The organism is Bacillus aerolatus (assembly GCF_009183655.1).
GTDB lineage: Bacteria > Bacillota > Bacilli > Bacillales > Domibacillaceae > Pseudobacillus > Pseudobacillus aerolatus.
In genome coordinates, this window is record NZ_WEIO01000004.1 from 256,346 (window position 1) to 276,277 (window position 19,932).

Genomic DNA, 19,932 nt, shown 5'->3' on the forward strand with positions numbered 1-19,932 from the left:
TCTTCTAACTATCAACTTTTGAGTCAACATTAACGACAAGAAATGCGATGTTCCTGAAACTCCCCCAGCTTAAATAGCAAAAACTATCCTTTGCCTGACTGAATTTTCATCCCGTGTCTAAAGACGGGATGAAAATTCAGAAAATCTGTAATAGGTTGCGCATTAACAATTAAAGCCCTATAAAATTCCATCTCCCCCTCCTGCTAATTTATGGTTTTTATTGGGTTACATACATATATATGATAATTCATACTAAGGTCTATGACAAGGACAACTTTCCAAATTTTTTGTCAATTCTATGTAAATTTTTTTAAGTTTTTATAAAAATTCCCTCTCTGAAAAAGGGGGGCAGATTCCCCCATTTCTTGTTAGAGACGGAGTTATGCCCGGTACCCCTTATAAATAAAAGGTGTTATTAGTGTGATTCAGACATAACTTCACTTTTAACGGGATAGTTACACTTCCTCTTGGCTGCCGTTCTCACCATCGTTTACAGCAACACCGTCCCCGCCAACAGAATGTTGCTGTTTAGTGTTGGAACTTGCAATGGCGGCATTAGTTCCACCCGCACTGTCAGTTCCGCTGCCGCTTGCCACTTGAGTTGCCGATGACACTTCTCCAGCTTGATTGATCTGATTATTGATGACAATAACAAGTTCGTCACCATCGCCCCAATCTTCATGCTTTTCGTGTGGCTCACATTGGTTACCATTCATACCAAAGTTTTTGGCTTCTCCCTCAGCTCCTACACTCTGTTGCTGTTCGGTATTCGACGAATCGATGGCAGCATTACTCCCTGCTGCACTGTTTCGCCCAGCTCCACTTGCAATTTGTGTAGTATTTGGCGCACTGGTGAACTGGTTGTTAATGACAATCACAATTTTAGTTTTTTCAGATATAGGAAACCTGCCGACAACTTTGTCTGAAAGTGTTTCGACAAAGGCGTCTACCTTTTCATCAGCACCTGTTTCCTGTCCCGTTTCGGCAGTGCAGCCATCCTCATGATTTTTATCTAAACTCACTTTCTAATCTCCCTCTTTTGATGAATTCGGCAAGGGCAGCACACATATTTTAACGTTTTTATAGGCCAGAATTTGTCCAGCGTGTATTTTCGTTAAGATGTGCATGGATCCCCTAGTACTATAAAATGCTAAATGAAAAAAATTGCTTGTACAAATGCACAAAACCACTTAAAAAATCTATGGATTTCATGTTTAAGGCTTTTTAAGGTCTTATTTTAAGGAGATTAAAATAAGATACAAAACGTATATATAAGGACAAAAGGAAGGATGATTATGATGGAAGAAGAAAAAAACCTTGAGCGGCTTGAACTTGAGAGAAAATTAGATGAAGTGATTAAAAGGCTGGATCATATAGAAAGACAGAACCATGATGGTAATGGTCTCCTTGGCCGAAACATTTGGGTACTAGTGCCGGTTACCGCTATTATTATGTGGGGATTACAAGGGATATTATAATGACCTTGTACCACTTTGTTATTCAACTAGACTCGTTCGCATTATAAGGCCGGCCAATAGTTGAAGAAAGATGTCAACACTACTCTTTAATAGAGCTAAATAATAAAATCCCGCTGAAGTCCATTTTCAGCGGGATTCCTTATACAATAAAAGAAGGACAGGCAAGCTTTCCATTTCAATCCGGAGGTGTATTCATGAAAAAGTGGTATTTTGCTTTGTTGCCCGCTCTCCTTTTAGCCGCTTGCAGCCAAAGTGAAGGAAAAGATAAACCTGCCTTTTACGAAGAAGAATTAATTCCGAACATCATCTACACGCTCGCCGTTCAATATGTGGTGGATGGTAAACTGACTGCCCCTCCTGTTCCGGGCAAAGTTGAAAAAGGCCAAATGATTCAGGTAACAGCCACGGTGGAAAATACGGGCGACAATGATTACACGTTCGGCGGCACCCCATGTGACGGGGACTTGACGATTGCCATCAATAAAGGCGGCGTGAAGCTGTCAGGAGCTGGTGATATCACCGCCGATTTTTGCATTCAATCTTACGTCGAGCATACGTTGAAAGCGGGCGAAAAGATCACCGCTTCAGCAGAATTTAATTTGGATGACGTGGAGACAGGCGTGTACAAGCTTTCGTCCTCCTACGCTAAAAAGCGGTTTGTGAAGGAGTTGGAGATTACTGATTAATTGCTATTTTCGCGTGCAGAAGTCCTGTATGTATATTCCGGCTGTCCTCGCGCAGAAATCAGCACAACTCGTGCATAAAACCCGGCGGCCGGTGCATAAGTCCATTTGCCGTGTACAATTCAACGATTCCCGCGCAGAAAACCGTCATAGCCGTTAACCTGTGCACAACGCAATGCCGCCTCGCTTCACTTTGTTTATTTTAAAAGGGGACTGCTCCAAAAGTCTGTTAAACAACAGCTTTTGGAGCAGTCCCTTTCGTTTTGTATTGACGATGAAACTCCTTAGGCCAATACCACTGTTCCTTTTTATGTGAATATTGGTTTAACTTTCTTCGGCTTCTGCTTCATGGATACTTTGTGTCACATTCGCAAATTTTTCTTGAAAGTTTTGTGTCACATTTTACGGTTATTTCTTGAACATTTTGTGAAGCGTATCACATTCGGTTGTCTATTTGAATTTATGGTATTAAGATAAAAACATTCATTGTGAAGCATGCCTCACTTTCAAATATTACTTATGCTGTTAAATTTCTAAATCACAAGAAAGGGGTTTCTCTATGAAAATGAAACGGGCCTTTTTATCAGTAATTTTCGTTCTTGCCACGGTCCTGGCAGGATGTGAACCATTAATGGTCTTAGATCCTAAAGGGCCGCAAGCTGAAAGGCAAGCACACGACATTATGTTGTCTATCGGGCTTATGTCGATTATTGTCATTGTCGTTTTCGCACTTTTAGCATTTATGTTAATTAAATACCGTGCTTCTAAACAAAGTAAAGACTATGAGCCTCCCCACATTGAAGGCAATATTATTGTTGAAGCGATTTGTGTAGGGATTCCGATTTTAATCGTTATTTTCCTTTCTATTGTTTCCGTTAAAAGTAACTATATCGTAGAGGCAAAGCCGGAAGGATACGGAGATAAAGAACCACTAGTTGTTTACGCTTCGTCCTCCAACTGGAAATGGCATTTTAGTTATCCAGAAGAAAATATCGAAACAGTTAACTACTTGTATATTCCAACAGACCGGCCGCTTGAATTTAGGCTTTATTCATACGGACCAATCACTAGCTTCTGGATTCCGCAGCTGGGCGGACAAAAATACGCGATGTCTGACATGATCACTACATTACATTTAGCAGCTGATTCTCCAGGTGAATTCATGGGAAGAAATGCAAACTTCAGTGGGAAAGGGTTCGCTGAAAATACATTTGAAGTCACAGCAATGCCCCAAGCAAAATTTGATGAATGGGTAGATGAGGTGAAAGAAACAGCGAAACCTCTAACTGAAGAAAAATTTGATGAGTTGTTGGAACCAGGCCACCTTGGACGGTCCACGTACACTGGTACTCACTTGAAATTTTTGCCGCCTCCAGAGGGACATCATCATGGATCAGGCAATTCTGATGAGCATTCAGAAGATGAACACGCTGAACATCAACAATCAAGCGAGTCTCACAAAGGATCAGAACACCATTCCCATTAATAGATTTTAAGCTTTATAACAAACTAATTTTACGTGATAAGCAATATATTTTCCGAAAGGAGCCACAAAAGTATGGAGTTCTTTGAGCGATTTGCCATTCCTCATCCAAGCCCTGCGATTTACGCATCAATGGTTGCCATTGCTCTTACGATGGTCGCGATCGTCGCCGGCTTAACTTATTTTAAAAAATGGGGCTATCTATGGCGTGAATGGTTAACGACAGTCGACCATAAACGTATTGGTATTATGTATTTAATATCAGCTCTGCTTATGCTGTTCCGCGGCGGTGCAGATGCGATCATGCTGCGTGCCCAGCTTGCCGTTCCTGAAAACAAGCTGCTGGATGCCCAGCATTATAATGAAATTTTCACAACGCATGGGATCGTTATGATCCTGTTCATGGCTATGCCATTCATCATAGCCTTAATGAACTTTGTTGTTCCATTACAAATTGGCGCCCGGGATGTTGCATTCCCGCGTTTAAATGCGCTAAGCTTCTGGTTATTCTTTATGGGTGCGATGTTACTCAACATCTCTTTCGTCGTTGGTGGTTCTCCTGATGCCGGCTGGACCTCATATTTCCCGCTTGCAGGTACTGAATTTAGTGAATCTGTAGGATCGAATTATTATATGATTGCTATTCAGATTGCTGGTATTGGTACATTAATGACGGGTGTTAACTTTTTGACTACCATTCTAAGAATGAGAGCACCAGGCATGACATTAATGAAAATGCCAATGTTCACATGGTCTGTTCTTGTAACAAACGTAATCATTGTTTTCGCGTTCCCTGTATTAACAGTGTTGCTTGCAATGGGAACATTTGACCGTCTATTTGCGACACACTTCTTTACAACGACAAATGGCGGTATGGATATGCTTTGGGCGAACTTGTTCTGGGTTTGGGGACATCCTGAGGTATATATCTTAATCTTGCCGGCATTTGGTGTGTATAGTGAAGTAATTTCAACCTTTGCACGCCGTAACCTATATGGCTATAAATCAATGGTTGCCTCCATGGTACTTATCTCTCTTCTTTCATTTTTAGTATGGACGCACCACTTCTTTACAATGGGTCAAGGAGCGTTAACAAATAGTATTTTCTCGATTACAACAATGGCCATTGCCGTTCCGACCGGGGTGAAGATCTTTAACTGGCTGCTTACACTTTGGAAAGGTAAGATCGAGATTACGACACCAATGCTTTATTCGCTGCTGTTTATTCCACTTTTCACAATCGGTGGGGTTACAGGGGTAATGCTTGGAATGTCAGCTGCTGACTATCAGTACCATAATACGATGTTCTTAGTCGCTCACTTCCACATGGTTATCATTCCTGGTGTTGTCTTCGCGATGCTTGCTGGTCTCACATACTGGTGGCCAAAAATGTTCGGCTTCATGCTGAATGAACGAATTGGAAAATGGACAGCATGGATCATCGGAATCAGCACTCTCGTTGCATTCATGCCAATGTTTTTCAGTGGCCTAGATGGCCAGGCGCGTCGTATGTACACATACTCTGAATCAACTGGATATGGGCCTTTGAATATGATTTCATTTATTGGAGCAGTTGGATTAGCTGTAGGCTTTGTTTTAATTGCTTACAACGTTTATTACAGCGTACGTTATTCTCCACGGAATATTAGTGCTGACCCATGGGATGCACGTTCCCTTGAATGGGCTACTCATAGTCCGGTACCAGAATATAACTTTGCGATTGTACCACAAGTTGATTCAAGTGAAGCGTTCTGGGATGCTAAGAAAAAAGGACATGAACTATTCAAAGGCGAATATGAAAAAATCCATATGCCTAATAACAGCGGCGTACCGTTTCTCATGAGCTGTATCTTCTTCGTATGGGGATTCTCACTCGTATTTAGCATGTGGATTCCTGCCATTGCAGCAACAATCGGCATACTAGCTTGTATGGCTCACCGCTCGTTCGAGAAAGATCACGGCCGGTACATCTCTGTTGAAGAAGTTGAAGAAACAGAATCAAAATTGCGAGGTGCTAGCTAATGAAAATCGATCACTCGCTGCCACTTGAATATAGCACGGAAGAAAATCGCTTAAAGATCTTGGGCTTTTGGATTTTCCTAGGTGCCGAAATCATGCTTTTTGCCACTCTTTTTGCGTCATACTTTACATTAGTTGATCGCACGGGAAGCGGCCCTTCCGGAGCAGACATTTTCGAAATTACCCCGGTGCTCATTGAAACGATCGTGCTGTTAACAAGCAGTTTCACTATCGGTCTTGGGGTTCATGCGATGCGTATTGGCAATAAGAAAGCCATGCTTTCATTCTTTGCGATTACGCTTCTTCTTGGGGCAGGATTCCTAGGGGTTGAAATTTATGAGTTCGTTCACTATGCTCACATTGGGGCAGGAATACAAACAAGCGCCTTTACAGCGATCCTGTTAACAACACTGGGAACGCATGGAGCGCACGTTACACTTGGTTTACTTTGGGGAACAGCTATCATCCTGCAAGTAAAAAAACGCGGGCTGACGCCTGAAACAGCGAATAAATCATTTATCTTCTCTCTCTATTGGCATTTCTTAGACGTCGTTTGGATCTTTATCTTCAGCTTCGTCTACTTGAAAGGAATGATGTAAATATGAGCGAATTATTTCCGCGTAAACAGGTGATGGGCTTCGTATTTTCAATGGTCTTAACCGCTGTTGCTCTTTTAGTTTACTTCTTAGACATGTCATTTACAGCGGGCATGACGGTTCTTCTTATAACAGCATTCGTGCAGGCAGGCCTTCAACTAGTAGTGTTTATGCACGCTGGCGAAACGGATGATAAAGGATCGATCTATACGAATATCTTTTACGGAGTCGTCATTGCTCTAGTTACCGTTTTCGGTACTTTACTAATCTTGGTCTGGGATATGTAATAGTTATTCAAAAGGAGCGCCTATAACGGTGCTCCTTTTTCTGTTGGAATTGGAGCTTCTACCTCAATTCCTTTATATGTTTTCTCATGCATCTCTTCTGTTGCTACAAAAAATACCCCCATTAGAAAGATAAAGATAGCACCAAAAACCGTTCCAATACCAACCGGCGTTAACACACTGTATCCGCTTTCAAAAAAGCCAGCTAAAAAAATGAGCATTCCGAGTGTAAGTATTGTACCGCCGACATACTTTACCGCGTTTAGCATTTTCCCTTTAGATTCCATTTCATCCATCCTCCTTTTTATTTATTATTCATTATGTTCACAAAATTGTCAATTAATCTATACAATTTTGACATAATTTCTTTAACAAATCTCTCATCTGTTCTTCTCTTATGCAGTTAAGTATAAAAAAGAGCCCTCCTAAAGTCAGTGCATAACCGGCTCTAGAAGGGTTCCTTTAGCTTGTGGATGGTTTTACTTAATTTCAGATTCATTTTTCCCCGCGTCCTCAACTAATTGCTCAAAAGACTTGACTTTTCCATGTGGATTTTGAGATTGCTTTCTTCCTTTCCATTGCCGCTCTTCTTGCCGTTTAGATTGTGTCATCTTGACAAGTGCCCCCTTTACGTAAAGTCAATGAACAATAGATTAACCGTTAGGGCAATTTTTATGCTAAAAAGCTAAACTTCACAACTCGGAATGAGCAATTGAATCAATCGAATTATGTTCTCTTTCTAATATTAAAATTATCCCTCAACAACAGCCAATTTTGCGGGAAAGACAACCCCAGCTTCCAATACATAATCCCTCGCAAATTAAACTGCTTAATCAAATCAAATTTCGCTTGAATACTGCGGGCATCCTCGAACCAAACTTCATGCTGTACCCCTGCATCATCGATATACCGGAAGAAAGGTGCTTGGGCCTGATAGTCATACTGAATTTGAGCGTTTTCCCTTAAAGCGATAGCAATCGCTTGTTGAGGACTGATCGCTCTTGCTGGAGGGCCCCCTGCCGGCGGGTAAGGTGCCGCCCAGTCATATCCGTATAAATTTTGCCCTAACAGAATTTTATTGCGCGGAATCACACTCACTGCATATTGTACAATGTTACGTACAGGACCTATTGGGCTGACTGCCTGAGGCGTACTGTAAGTATATCCCCATTCATACGTCATAAGCCCGGTAAAATCAACGATATTGCCAATAGCTGCATAGTCATGAGCTCCGTAAATTCCTGTTGTTATATCACTTGGTTTTGGTGCAACGGCGTTCGAAATCGTTAATCCAGCCGCATGAAGCCTATCCCGGGCTCTTCGTAAAAAGCTCGTATAAAGCTCCCTATCTTCAGGTCTCATAATTTCAAAGTCGAAGTGAATATCCCCATATCCCACTTCGTTAGCAATTTGAATGATATTCCCAAACAATTGATTTTGGGCTGATTCGTTAGTAAATAAAGCATGAGCGAGATCAGCGCTGAATTCAAAATTCTCTATATTGCTGACAACCATAGCATTCACGACTCCCGCAGCACGGGCAATCGCCGGTATATTGTCAATCGATGGAGAATTCAAAGACCCGTCACGGTTTACGCTGTAACTGAACATCGCAAGATACGTTAAAGAGCCAACTCTATTGCGCACCTCGTTGATCATCGTCTGACTAACTGTCGTTGACGGTTCAACATAAAGGAGCACATCAATCGTTGGCTTCGGCCGGGGCGGAATATAGAGACGCTGTCCCACTCGGAGAGGTGCAGCAGCGGATATATTATTCACGCGCGCAAGCTCATTGACGGTTATGCCGTACATTCTTGAAATGGTATAGAAAGATTGCCCTCGCTGCACCCAGTGATAGCGTCCCACAATGGGTATAACTAACGCCTGCCCTACGACAAGACGTGAAGGATCGGGTAATTCGTTCGCCTGAGCGATCGATTGAACTGAAGTTCCATACACTTGAGCAATACCATACAAACTTTGTCCCCTTTGAACAACATGGATCTGCAAAATAAACACCCGCCTTTCATCTATAAAAGATTGCTTCATAATCAAGTATATTTGTGTTACATATATAGTATTCAATGAAATAATCGTTTTTAATGGAGGTTGTGAAATGGATAAATTTATGGAAAGAGCAGTAGAACTGGCGATAGACAACGTGCGCGAGGGCGGCCAGCCGTTTGGCGCAGTTCTTGTGAAAGGTGATAATATCGTTACTGAAGGTGTGAACGAGCTGCATAAAGTGCATGATGTGAGCGGTCATGCGGAAATGCTGGCCATTCGGCGTGCGCAGGAAAAGTTTTCGACGAACGATTTGTCGGGATATACGATGTATGCGAGCGGCGAACCTTGTCCGATGTGTTTAGCGGCGATGTACTTTGCCGGAATCGAAAAAGTTTTTTACTGTGCGGCAGTTGAGGATGCGGTGGAAGCGGGACTTGCGACATCAAAAATCATCTATGAAGACTTGAAAAAGCTGAAAGAAGAACGCGCCCTTTCAATGATCCGAATGCCGTTGAATGAAGGTCAGGAAAACCCGATGAAGCTTTGGAAAGAACGGTCATAGTCTTTCCTGGTGTCCCGATATAAAAAAGCTAGCTGTATTAAGCTAGCTTGAGATTGTAGACAAATTCTATTTTAGACATATTCAGGCTGATTGAAAACGTTTGTCTTTCAAGGCGCGAAGCCTGATGAGGAGCGGAGTGACCAAGAGGGTCATGAGCACCGCAGACAGGAGAGCAACGAAGAAAGCGAGCGTTTGCCAACAGCCTGAAGCTAGCTGTATTAAGCTAGCTTTTTAGGCTCATGACGCTCTTCTATACGCTTTTCAATTTTTTCCAACGCTTGTTTATCGTTAAGCAATTGTTGTTTATTCTCTTTTACAAGCTCTTCAAATGATTTTCTATATTTATGGCGCATAATTACACCCCTTTACATTGTAGTGCTTCCTAAGATGCAATATACTTAGAAAAGGTAATGTCCTGAATGAATTTTCTGAACATACACTCTATTTATAATAATACGCTAATTAACTGTTTTTAACCAGACATAATTCGACAAATTTATGAAGGATTTTTTTACAAGTACTATCTACTTTCGACTTTTATGCTGCTAAGTAGAGGTTTTTATGGGGAATTGTGTCTTTTTTTGACAGGAAGATGACAACATTCAATATGATGTGAAGCGAATGAAAAATCTTTACGAGCATTTTATGAACGGTATCAACGTTCAGCGCGAACCAAATAAAGAGGGTAAACGAGGCCCATTTTGGAAGCGATTTGAATATATAAGTGATAGGAGCGATCACATGGCCGAACATAGTTTTTATTTAAAAGCGAATTGGCCCGGACTGCGGAATGATGTGGGACATATTGAATCCGGCAACTTAAAAACAGAAGTATCGATCCCTCCAGAAATGGATGGGCCAGGCGTCGGGACGAACCCGGACGAAATGTTGCTCGGGGCAGCGGCTACCTGTTATATCATTACGCTGGCCGCAATGATGGAACGAAGCAAGCTGGAAAAAGAAGAGTTGACAATGGAGTCAGAAGGCATTGTCGATGTAACCGGCGGCGTCATCACATACAAAACAATCATCCACCGTCCGAAAATTGTTTTAAAAGCAAACGCTTCTGATAGAGATATTTCCTTAGCGCAAAGACTGGCTGAAAAAGCTGAGAAATCATGTATGATCAGCCGGGCTATCAAGGGGAATGTAGAGGTTCGGCTGGAAGCCTCGATTCAAACGATCACCTAAACGAGGGGCTGTCCCACGAGTCAGTAAATAATTAACTGCGGAACAGCCCCTTTGTCATTAAAACTGTTGTTATCATTAATAAAAATATGAAAATGATGGCTGTTTGTGTAACAAGCCATCATCACTTATCACTCGCCGGGACCTCTGAGTTCTTAAGAATGTCTGCCATTAGCAGATTGTTAAAAGAACGTTAAACACGGTGATTAAAAATTACAGCGATCGCCTTGTTCGCTGTTCAATACACGAAAATGCACCTCAATGATAGCGCTATCATTATTGGTTTTGTTTTTTCATACAGGTACGAACTTTTATAATTTACTGCGTATGTGCCCTGTATTCTTCTTCAACTGTAGGTTCATCCTCTACATACCAGATAAACTTCCCTGTATAGCCATATATAACTGCGATAGTAATTGCTATAAAAGGAAACCATACAAACGGTGCATACGCAAAGGTAGATACACCAAGAACCGCTGTCATGTACATGGCGTTTTCTGTCCAAGGAATCATTACACCAGTCAATGTTCCTCCCGTCTCTGCATTTCTTGAGAGTACACGTCGTTCTATTTTAAGTTTGTCATAGTTTTCTCCTGTCATTTTAGTAGCTGTAATAAGAGCTACAAAAGCAGCACTTCCAAAAAAGTTCCCAAAGAATCCTGCCGCTATCGTTGAAACAGTTAATCTTCCAGCATTTTTAGCCCACCGTGAAAGAATATCACTGACTACTTTTATAACTCCTGTTTGCTCCATTAACCCACCAAAGCCAAGAGCAACCAAGAAAAATACAACTAACCCGGACATAGAACTAATGCCGCCTCTATTTAACAATATATCTAAAAATTCAATACCCGTATTTGCACTGTATCCCTCATAAGCTGTTTTTAATGCCGGAATAAAATCCACCCCTTGAAATGCCCAAGACCAAATCACCCCAAGAAGTGCACCAAACGTTATTGTTGGTATGGATGGCTTATTTAAAGCTAATAACATCATAACAATTAAAGCAGGAATGAGTGAATACCATCCTATATTGAAATGGCTGTTCAAAGCATTAGCGTTTTCTTGTACCTTACTCACATCCACGTTTTCATTTCCATATAGCATTCCGGCAATATAAAACAAAATTGCCGTAATAATGATCGCTGGTAGACTAACATAAAGCATAGATCGAATATGATCCATCAACTTAACCTTAGACAAAGATGCAGTTAACACGGTCGTGTCAGAAATTGGTGACAGCTTATCACCAAAAAATGATCCCGAGATGACAGCACCAGCAACAAGTGGCAGTGGCAGTCCAAAACTTTGACCAATCCCCATCATGGCTATGCCAGCCGTTCCTGCGGTCCCCCATGAAGTGCCAGTAGCTAACGAAGTAATAGCGCAAATAATAACTGTACCTGGTAAAAAAACACTCGGATGCATGATTTCTAGGCCGTAATAAATAATACTCGGTACAACCCCTCCTGCAATCCACGTTCCAATTAAAGAACCGACAGCTAATATAATTAATGGTGCTTGAAGTCCGTTAGTTATCCCTTTAATAATTGACTCTTGAAGGTCATCGTACGTATGTCCAAGATACAGTCCAAAGAATATAACGACGAACCAGACAATAAAAAGAGAGAGTGAAATATCTATTTCAAACACACTAACTGAGCTGAACATTATAGCCATGAAAAACAATAAAAGAACAATAATTTCTCTCACACTTGGAAGTCGAGGTTGTTTACTTATTTTTGGCATGTATATCCCCCAGTCCTATTATTCAAATTTGATACAGAACATTCCGTTAATTAACCATATTCTTCTCTTTATAACCATGGTCAATTTAAAGAGGACTATTATTCTTAAAAAAGATAATCCATCCTAATTACGGTTTAACACTGCTTTATTGTATTTTGCGAGTTTCGTTGATCTATATTCACTTTTAAATAATTTGTTATTGCAAAAAACATTAGACGGCAGTGAGTTTACATATCTCTTAAGTATCGACAGGAGACAGCAACAAGACAATGGGGTGTTATCGAAATTCTAAGCTTAGCCAACCTTGTTCAAAAAACATAGCTCATCCTCCTTTTTTAAATTGAAAATACAGAATATTAAATTTTTACAACTGATTTAAAGTATTGACCAATTTTTCGCATATGTAAAATGAATATAAGTAATAGTAAGAATTAGATTTACTTATGCAACTAATATTTTCATCGCATCTCTTCCCTCATCAAACAAATTAGATTATGTAGTATAAAAGCTTAAGCAAACTGCTTCACCCATGATTTTACACACTCTATAAATTTTTCGGTTGCTGGAGATACACTGGACGTAGTTGCAAGTCCAATCAAACGATAACTATCAACCTCTAAATCAAGAATAGAAAAATCTTTAGAGGACTCATCCAGTGCTACCATTTCTGAAAGAATACTGATACCAAGATTATTTTCAACCATTGAAACAATAGCTTTATCTTCATACAACTCATATTTAATATTCGGTTTAATATTATGTTCTTTAAAAATCCGCGTTACATCAGTATCCCCTCCCTCTTTAGGGATAATAAATGGTTCTTTTTCAATCTGACGAAATGTAATTTTGTCTTGTTTATGTAACGGATGCTGATTTGAAACAATACAAACCATTGGATCTTCCTTTAATGGGATTACCTTGAGCGATTTAGACAAAGAAGGAAGAACGATAAATCCACAATCAACTTCATTATTTAATAACCACTGCTCAATACTTTTGTAATCTCCTTCAAATAATTTAATTTCAATATTAGGATTGCTTTTTTGAAAAAAAGTGATTATTTTAGGAAGCCATTGAGAAGCTGCACTTGCGAAGGTTCCTATCTTGACCGTTCCTACTTCTATTCCTTTTATTGCAGCCACTTCCTGATTAATTTCTTCATTGACTCGTAATAGTTCACGAATATGTTTGAGTATACGTGCTCCATCATTTGTTAATTGAACGCCCGATCGGGATCTTGTAATTAACGGTATTCCCCATTCTGTTTCAAGGCTATTAATGGCATGGCTTACGCCAGGTTGTGTTAAATTAAGCTCGATTCCAGCTTTTGTAAGACTTTTTAATTCTACCACTCTACTGAATACTTCATATCGTGAAATGGTCATTTTCTCACCTCATACATTCATTATTCTTATGCTGAATATTATAAATATTCATTTTACTTATGTAAATACCATGATTATAGTATAAATTAACAAATACATTTTACTTGGAGGAATTTACGATGAAACTAGGCCTATTTTTATATGCTTCTCACCCGCCGGAAAGATCTTATTATGATGCGACACAATGGGATTTAGAAATGATTAAGTATGCAGATAAATTAGATTATGAAGAAGTGTGGATGGGAGAACACTTTACAGCGGAATGGGAACCAATTCCCGCTCCTGACCTCGTAGTAGCCCAGGCACTGCTTCAGACAAAAAAGATCAAACTAGGTGTTGGTGCACACTTATTGCCTTATCATCATCCGGCTGAATTGGCTCATCGTGTAGCTTACTTAGACCACTTAGCTCAAGGTAGATTTTTATTCGGTGTTGGATCGAGTGGTTTAGGCAGTGACTTAGCTCTTTTCAACGTAGATGGAAGTACGGGTGAAAATGTGAAGATGACAGCGGAAGCACTCGAAATTATTCTTAAATTCTGGACAGAGAATGAACCTTTTGAATACAGAGGTAACTACTGGAATGTAAATAAAACTGATCGGATGTACGGAGTGTTAGGTCCTCATATGACGCCTTATCAAAAACCATACCCTCCAATTGGGGTAGCTGGCTTGAGTCCTCACTCAGCAACATTAAAAATCGCGGGACAACGAGGGTTTATCCCTATGAGTTTAGCTTATAGACATAGCGCTGCATCTAAAAACTGGGAGTCGGTTGTTGAAGGCGCAAAACGTAGTGGCAGAACCCCTGATCGCCAAGATTGGAGAGTCGGTAAAAACGTTTTTGTGGCTGAAACGGATGAAGAAGCCTATGAGCATTCGGTAAATTCAATGATGGGAAGACATTTTAGAGACTATACCATTCCTTTATTTAAGAATTTAGGCAGATTGTCTATTTTTAAAGAGGATGAGAATATTCCAGATGAAGATGTGACAGTAGATTATATAGCGGAAAATTGTTGGTTTATCGGCTCACCTGATACTGTGGCAAAGAAACTAGATCATTTTTATGAAATTTCAGGCGGTTTCGGTACTTTACTAACCCCTGGTTACGATTACCTTGACAATCCTGAAGTATGGAAAAAATCAATGAGACTATTAAAGGAAGAGGTCCTTCCGAGATTAAAACAAAATCGAAAAGTTTACTATTAATGGATTTCTCACAAGTCCAAATAGTATTTTTACAAATTATGAAGAGGTGTTGTTAATGGGGCGTTTAAACGGAAAAGTAGCCATAATTACAGGAGCAGCCAGTGGACAGGGCGCTTCTGAAGCTGAAATTTTCGCAAAAGAAGGAGCAAAAGTTGTTGCTGTTGATGTACAAACTGACCTTCTCCAACAAGTAGTTTCAAACATACAGGAAGTTGGAGGTGAGGCCATTTCCATAAAGCTGGATGTGTCTTCGGAAGAAGATTGGAAAACAGTGATAGAACAGACTCTTGAAACTTATGGAAAAGTAGATATTCTTGTTAATAATGCAGGAGTTATTATCTCGAATAATATCGAAAACTGTACTTTAGATGAATGGAATAAGATTCAAAATATCAATTCAACAGGGGTTTACCTTGGTATGAAATATGTAATTGCCGAAATGCTTAAGACGGGTGGAGGCTCGATTGTTAATATTTCCTCCATTGATAGTATCGTAGGAGGAAGCAGCTCTGCTGCATATGTTGCGTCAAAAGGTTCTGTTAGATCCTTATCGAGGCATACAGCAATCGATTATGCAAAGTGTAATATTCGTGTAAACTCTGTCTTCCCTGGTTATATTATAACCCCTATGACCGAAGAACAGCTTACTGATGAGGAACGTAGTGAATATATTTACAGCCAAACAGCACTTCCGTATTTAGGAAAACCTGAAGATATTGCATATGGAGTCCTTTATCTTGCTTCAGACGAATCGAAATTTGTTACTGGAACTGAATTAGTAATAGATGGAGGTTATACCGCAAAATAAACCATTGGGACTTTTAGCAGACAACACTTACTGTGTATTTACTCTTCAAAGGAGTGCTTCGAAATGAGTTCAATCCTTTCTTCCATTCATGGAAGGGTCATTTTAGGGAAACAAATTGGCCGCACGATTGGTTTCCCCACGGCCAACTTGCATATATTATCTGAACTTCCTCGTTTAGATTATGGAGTCTATGGAGTAATTGTCGACTGGAAAGGAAGTAAATTCCCAGGAATAATGAATATAGGAATAAGGCCAACATTTAATGATCACTCTGAGGTAAGCTACGAAGTTCATTTATTGGATTTTAATAAAAATATCTATCATGAAAAGATAAATGTGGATATTTGTTTTCCAGTAAGAAAAGAAAGGCTCTTTAAAGATGTTTCGGAACTTGTTAAACAAATCCGTCGTGATGTTGCTTATGTTAAAGGAAAGTTTCTATTTATGGATTATAGTAATCAAAATAAAAATCACTTCGTTAATGTATAAGGAGAATATATGAAAAATGATATAAACAGCCTTATTCATCTACCTGATTTATTATTTGTACAATGGTTTGATGCTGAATTTGGAATAAACCGCGGCATATACAACACCATTGACTCCTGGTTTTATCAAAAAGGGGTGAAGGACATTACTCAGCGTCGTCATTATATTTTGAAATTTTCTCAAAGTCTAAATCACCTTAGTAATAAAAGACAAAAGATTAAATTAGGGCCTGGTGGTTTGACTACTAGCTTAAACAATTTTTGGGAAGTGTTCATAGATAGAGGCTTGAAAGAAAACGCCTAATCCAAATATATAAATTTCCCTAAAGGTCGAGTTTCTATAAATATAGAAAGGATGAGCTAGCATGACAAAAGCAGTTATCATTTATGGAGGCAATACTCGAAAGTCAAGATTAAAGGGAGTGCTAGACAAGGCAGAAAAGTTCCTTTCTGAGAATCAGTTTGAATTTGAGACAATTCTCGTTCATGAATTGCCTGCAGAAGATTTAATCAGCGCCAACTTTAAAAGTGAGCCCATCATAGAAGCTAATGCAAAGGTGGCAGCAGCGGAAGTTGTTATTATCGTAACGCCGATTTATAAAGCTGCGTACAGTGGTATTTTGAAAACCTATTTAGACTTACTTCCACAAAAAGGATTTGAGGGGAAAACAGTTTTGCCGCTTGTGCTTGGTGGGTCGTTTGGTCACTTACTAGTCATTGATTATGCTTTGAAGCCGGTACTATCTGCCTTAGGTGCGAGAATGATTTTGAAAGGTGCATTCGTGCTTGATACACAAGTTGAGTACGCGGAAAATGATCAATTTCTGATCCATCCTCAGGCTGAAGAGCGACTTGACCATGTGCTGCATCTTGTACGGGAAGAAGAAAGCCGACGCGCATCTTCAATTCACAAATAAAACTAACTAACAAAGCTCATCATGAGAACAAAGGTCCTCATCTCTCAAAAGATGAGGACCTAATTATTTTAGATGCAGTAAAGAAAACTCTTGAAATCATAATAGGTGAGAAATATAAATTCCTTAAAATTGGGCTTTTTTATCAACACTGCTCTTTACACATTTTTTTTGGAGTTTATGCATGGCAATTATGCAAATATGCCCCCTTCCCGCTCACTCTCCCCTCTTCTTTCCTCCCTATTATTGTCACTTCTTTTTTCCATTTTAAAAGTAATTTCGCATATTCATGTGTTTGACCGGCCGAATTATGCAAGTCACTCTATTTTTGTGTCGTGTCATCTTTATTGCAGATACAGAAAGCCGGTTCCATCATACAATGGGATTAACAAAAACGGCAGTAAATGGAGGGTGATAGATGGATATTGAAAACGCAAGTGACTTGCAATAATCTTATGGAACCAACATTTTATTTTTGATCAATCGGCCTTTATTTCTATCAGCTTCGTATTCGTCATTCAATTTGCAGGTAGATAGAAAGCTTTAGACCAACTGAACTCAAGACCATCCATTAGCAAGCTTTTCCTTTCCAAGACAGACAATAGCCCAGATAACTACCACAATATGGATAAAGAGGAAACATCAAAGGGGAGATCAGTTCAAATGAAAGTGTCACTAGACATTGACAGTGATTATGAAGAAACGAAAGTGACGATTCAATGTAAGGAGGCAAATGATTCGATTAAGGAGATTCTTGACTTTTTGAAAGGAAGAGAGCTGGAATTCATCGTCGGCAAAGACGGCGATATGCGGCACATTTTAAAACCGTTCGACATCCACTATTTTTATTCTCAGGCGGACACGGTACTCGCTGTCACTTCAAAAGGGGAATTTAAAGTGAAGGAAAAGCTGTATGAACTCGAACAGCTGCTTCCGTCAAAGCGATTTGTCCGGCTTTCCAAATCGGTCATCGCCAATCTTCACGAACTTAGCCATTTCGAAGCGTCATTTAACGGAACACTTTGTGTCTATTTCAAATCAGGCATAAAAGAATACGTGACAAGACATTACGTCAGTACCATTAAAGAAGCGTTAAAAATTAATAGGAGGAATTAAAGATGAAAACCTTTTTATTTAGAAGTTTAATCGGTATCTTTTTCGGAGCATTTGTCTCAGTTGTGACAACGAACGCGATCGTTTATTTCGGCGGGAAAGAGTGGCTGGACGGCGGGATGTTCCTCAAAAATTCACTTGGTACGATCTTTTGCGGCTGGTTCTTTTCAGTCACCCCCCTATATTTTGAAACAAGATCACTCCGCCTGCTGCAACAAACGGCCCTGCACTTCGCTACCGTCGCTGTTCTCTACTTTACTTTGTCTTTCGGTATTGGCTGGATTCCTTTTGAGATGAAAAGCTTCCTCTCTTTCACTGCTTTATTTATTGTCATTTATGCTATTTCATGGATTTGCTTTTACCTTTACTTTAAAAATGAAGCAAAAAAATTGAATGATGATTTGCGGCACATTTGAATCTTACAGGGAATGAATGGAACTTAGCCTTTCATTATAATAAGAATGACTGCTTCTGGACATCATAATTGATATCACTCACTATAGGGGGTTCTTATGAGTACTCGATATTGCTGCCCAAACTGCAAAACGAACCGGTCTAGATTTAACATTGTTGAACAAGTTGCTCAGGCAGTCAGACTAGATCCTCAAACAGGAGAAGTCATTGAACGATTTGAAGGTGTAAATGACCCGGGTCCTTTCCATGCAGCTTACAACGGGCCTAAACGGAGAATCCAATGCGCTGCCTGCGGATTGATTGAAGATGAAATGACGTTTATTAAATTCGGTGAGAAATAACCATCCCGCTTCGTCTATTGAAGCGGGATTTCTCTTTTGCTTAAAGCATTTTATTCATAATCTGACCTGCTACTCTAAAGTTACGGCTAATTAACAGGATATTTATAAATCTTGTTAAAAAAAAGCATACTGTTGTTATAAGGAGGACAGGCTTATGGAAAATTCGTCTATTTATGATCACCCACATATAAAAAAGCATCTTTTACGCCAATATGAAGATTATTTGCAATTATTTGAATGCGAAATAGAAAGAGATTATGTACAGACGAGATTTGGAAAAACGCATGTGTTAAAACTGGGCAAAGAAGACGGACAGCCGTTATTTATTTTCCATGGCGCCAATTGCTTGAACCCGATGACACTTTCCTGGTTTAAACGTTTGTTCGCCAAATATAAAGTGTATGCCCCTGATCTCATTGGGCACCCCGGGTATAGTGATGAAACGAGAATATGCCCCGAAGACGACAGCTTCGCCTTGTGGGTCAGCGATTTATTAGACCATTACGGCATCGAAAAGTGCTCATTCGCTGGCGTGTCTTACGGAAGCGGCATCGTTTTAAGACTGGCTGCTTATTATCCGGAGAAAATATCGTGCGCCATTTTAGTCGTTCCGACCGGTATATGTGCATTTTCAAAATGGTGGCTCATTCAAAGAATGTCTCTCTCTTTTACCCTTTATCAACTAACCGATTCAACGAAATATAGAAAAGCCATCGCGAATGCCATGTCTGCGGGCAGCATGAAAGCCATTGATGAAGAAATCATCGGAACGATCTTTCAGCACGTGTCCCTTGAACGCAATCTTCCAAAACTGTCACTAAAAAAAGAATTGCGGCACTATCATGCTCCCACTTTAGTCATTGCTGGGATGCAAGACGTCTTTTTCCCAGAGAATAAACTATTCAAAAAAGCAGCTGACATCTTTGGAAATTTATTGGAGTGGAGAGCCTACAATATGGGTCACTTTCCTTCGCACCGTTATCTTGAGTGCATCAACGGCGATATGATTTCCTTTTTACATACGCATTATCGAGAAGAGATTTGACTGTAAATCGGTGCTAGCCGACTGTAATTTTGGTTTAACCGACTATAAATACAAGACGGCCGCCTATAAACTAATGAGTACTGACTGTAATGAAAAAAAAGGATGTCCCATAGTTTAGCTTTTTGGACATCCCTTGTTCGTTACCTTTTTGCTTTTGTGTA

24 protein-coding genes are annotated in these 19,932 nt (G+C 39.9%); 17 read left to right on the forward strand and 7 right to left on the reverse strand.

Going from position 1 to position 19,932, the window contains the following annotated elements; translation table 11 throughout:
• Nucleotides 1-455 precede the first annotated feature (455 nt).
• Nucleotides 456-1,022: a hypothetical protein gene (locus F9802_RS09035; RefSeq protein WP_152151107.1), complete on the reverse strand. Its 567-nt coding sequence runs from the start codon at nt 1,020-1,022 to the stop codon at nt 456-458.
• A gap of 273 nt (nt 1,023-1,295) precedes the next feature.
• Between F9802_RS09035 and F9802_RS09040 the strand changes: the two genes are divergently transcribed.
• From F9802_RS09040 to qoxD, 6 genes are all read left to right on the forward strand, one after another.
• Nucleotides 1,296-1,478, forward strand: coding sequence for a hypothetical protein (locus F9802_RS09040; protein WP_152151109.1), 183 nt, complete (start codon nt 1,296-1,298; stop codon nt 1,476-1,478).
• Nucleotides 1,479-1,672: 194 nt separating this feature from the next.
• Nucleotides 1,673-2,164, forward strand: coding sequence for a hypothetical protein (locus F9802_RS09045; RefSeq protein ID WP_152151111.1), 492 nt, complete (start codon nt 1,673-1,675; stop codon nt 2,162-2,164).
• A 556-nt stretch (nt 2,165-2,720) separates the two neighbouring features.
• Nucleotides 2,721-3,647 (forward strand): cytochrome aa3 quinol oxidase subunit II, encoded by a 927-nt coding sequence (gene qoxA, locus F9802_RS09050; protein ID WP_152151113.1) that lies wholly within the window; start codon nt 2,721-2,723, stop codon nt 3,645-3,647.
• A 72-nt stretch (nt 3,648-3,719) separates the two neighbouring features.
• A complete protein-coding gene (gene qoxB, locus F9802_RS09055; protein ID WP_152151114.1) occupies nt 3,720-5,666 on the forward strand; it encodes a cytochrome aa3 quinol oxidase subunit I in 1,947 nt (648 codons plus the stop codon).
• Nucleotides 5,666-6,262, forward strand: a complete 597-nt coding sequence (gene qoxC / locus F9802_RS09060) for a cytochrome aa3 quinol oxidase subunit III (protein WP_152151116.1) — start codon at nt 5,666-5,668, stop codon at nt 6,260-6,262. Before qoxB ends, qoxC begins: the two co-directional genes overlap by 1 nt.
• Before the next feature lie 2 nt (nt 6,263-6,264).
• Nucleotides 6,265-6,546, forward strand: coding sequence for a cytochrome aa3 quinol oxidase subunit IV (gene qoxD, locus F9802_RS09065; RefSeq protein WP_152151118.1), 282 nt, complete (start codon nt 6,265-6,267; stop codon nt 6,544-6,546).
• A gap of 20 nt (nt 6,547-6,566) precedes the next feature.
• Here qoxD and F9802_RS09070 read toward each other — a convergent pair whose 3' ends face one another.
• The 3 genes from F9802_RS09070 to F9802_RS09075 form a co-directional block, all read right to left on the reverse strand.
• Nucleotides 6,567-6,830, reverse strand: a complete 264-nt coding sequence (locus F9802_RS09070) for a hypothetical protein (protein WP_152151120.1) — start codon at nt 6,828-6,830, stop codon at nt 6,567-6,569.
• A 192-nt stretch (nt 6,831-7,022) separates the two neighbouring features.
• The gene (locus tag F9802_RS19930; protein ID WP_225435268.1) at nt 7,023-7,154 is read right to left on the reverse strand and encodes a DUF6254 family protein; all 132 of its coding nucleotides are present in this window, start codon (nt 7,152-7,154) and stop codon (nt 7,023-7,025) included.
• 115 nt (nt 7,155-7,269) lie between these two features.
• Complete coding sequence (locus F9802_RS09075; protein ID WP_152151121.1) at nt 7,270-8,556, reverse strand: LysM peptidoglycan-binding domain-containing protein; 1,287 nt, start codon at nt 8,554-8,556, stop codon at nt 7,270-7,272.
• A 106-nt stretch (nt 8,557-8,662) separates the two neighbouring features.
• Between F9802_RS09075 and F9802_RS09080 the strand changes: the two genes are divergently transcribed.
• On the forward strand, nt 8,663-9,115 hold the full coding sequence (locus F9802_RS09080; RefSeq protein ID WP_152151123.1) for a nucleoside deaminase: 453 nt from the start codon (nt 8,663-8,665) through the stop codon (nt 9,113-9,115).
• A gap of 218 nt (nt 9,116-9,333) precedes the next feature.
• On the opposite strand, the gene F9802_RS09085 is transcribed toward F9802_RS09080, so the two are convergent.
• Nucleotides 9,334-9,468 carry an FbpB family small basic protein gene (locus F9802_RS09085; RefSeq protein ID WP_152151124.1) on the reverse strand — a complete coding sequence of 45 codons (135 nt, stop codon included), beginning with the start codon at nt 9,466-9,468 and terminating at the stop codon, nt 9,334-9,336.
• Nucleotides 9,469-9,856: 388 nt separating this feature from the next.
• On the opposite strand from F9802_RS09085, the gene F9802_RS09090 reads away from it, so the two are divergent.
• The gene (locus tag F9802_RS09090; RefSeq protein WP_152151378.1) at nt 9,857-10,306 is read left to right on the forward strand and encodes an OsmC family protein; all 450 of its coding nucleotides are present in this window, start codon (nt 9,857-9,859) and stop codon (nt 10,304-10,306) included.
• A 315-nt stretch (nt 10,307-10,621) separates the two neighbouring features.
• Here F9802_RS09090 and nhaC read toward each other — a convergent pair whose 3' ends face one another.
• Nucleotides 10,622-12,052 (reverse strand): Na+/H+ antiporter NhaC, encoded by a 1,431-nt coding sequence (gene nhaC / locus F9802_RS09095; protein ID WP_152151126.1) that lies wholly within the window; start codon nt 12,050-12,052, stop codon nt 10,622-10,624.
• Between the two features lie 509 nt (nt 12,053-12,561).
• Nucleotides 12,562-13,437 (reverse strand): LysR family transcriptional regulator, encoded by an 876-nt coding sequence (locus F9802_RS09100; RefSeq protein ID WP_152151128.1) that lies wholly within the window; start codon nt 13,435-13,437, stop codon nt 12,562-12,564.
• A 119-nt stretch (nt 13,438-13,556) separates the two neighbouring features.
• On the opposite strand from F9802_RS09100, the gene F9802_RS09105 reads away from it, so the two are divergent.
• The 9 genes from F9802_RS09105 (at nt 13,557) to F9802_RS09145 (ending at nt 19,771) form a co-directional block, all read left to right on the forward strand.
• Nucleotides 13,557-14,648, forward strand: coding sequence for an LLM class flavin-dependent oxidoreductase (locus F9802_RS09105; protein ID WP_152151130.1), 1,092 nt, complete (start codon nt 13,557-13,559; stop codon nt 14,646-14,648).
• 55 nt (nt 14,649-14,703) lie between these two features.
• Entirely contained in the window at nt 14,704-15,456 is a 753-nt protein-coding gene (locus tag F9802_RS09110; RefSeq protein ID WP_152151132.1) for an SDR family NAD(P)-dependent oxidoreductase, read from the forward strand.
• A gap of 63 nt (nt 15,457-15,519) precedes the next feature.
• A complete protein-coding gene (locus tag F9802_RS09115; RefSeq protein WP_152151134.1) occupies nt 15,520-15,945 on the forward strand; it encodes a riboflavin kinase in 426 nt (141 codons plus the stop codon).
• A gap of 9 nt (nt 15,946-15,954) precedes the next feature.
• Complete coding sequence (locus tag F9802_RS09120) at nt 15,955-16,248, forward strand: hypothetical protein (protein ID WP_152151137.1); 294 nt, start codon at nt 15,955-15,957, stop codon at nt 16,246-16,248.
• 61 nt (nt 16,249-16,309) lie between these two features.
• On the forward strand, nt 16,310-16,861 hold the full coding sequence (ssuE, locus tag F9802_RS09125) for an NADPH-dependent FMN reductase (protein WP_152151139.1): 552 nt from the start codon (nt 16,310-16,312) through the stop codon (nt 16,859-16,861).
• 660 nt (nt 16,862-17,521) lie between these two features.
• Nucleotides 17,522-17,974: a LytTR family DNA-binding domain-containing protein gene (locus F9802_RS09130; protein WP_152151141.1), complete on the forward strand. Its 453-nt coding sequence runs from the start codon at nt 17,522-17,524 to the stop codon at nt 17,972-17,974.
• 2 nt (nt 17,975-17,976) lie between these two features.
• The gene (locus tag F9802_RS09135) at nt 17,977-18,387 is read left to right on the forward strand and encodes a DUF3021 domain-containing protein (protein ID WP_152151143.1); all 411 of its coding nucleotides are present in this window, start codon (nt 17,977-17,979) and stop codon (nt 18,385-18,387) included.
• A 96-nt stretch (nt 18,388-18,483) separates the two neighbouring features.
• Complete coding sequence (locus F9802_RS09140) at nt 18,484-18,726, forward strand: DNA alkylation repair protein (RefSeq protein ID WP_152151145.1); 243 nt, start codon at nt 18,484-18,486, stop codon at nt 18,724-18,726.
• Nucleotides 18,727-18,880: 154 nt separating this feature from the next.
• Entirely contained in the window at nt 18,881-19,771 is an 891-nt protein-coding gene (locus F9802_RS09145; RefSeq protein WP_152151147.1) for an alpha/beta fold hydrolase, read from the forward strand.
• Nucleotides 19,772-19,932 lie beyond the last annotated feature (161 nt).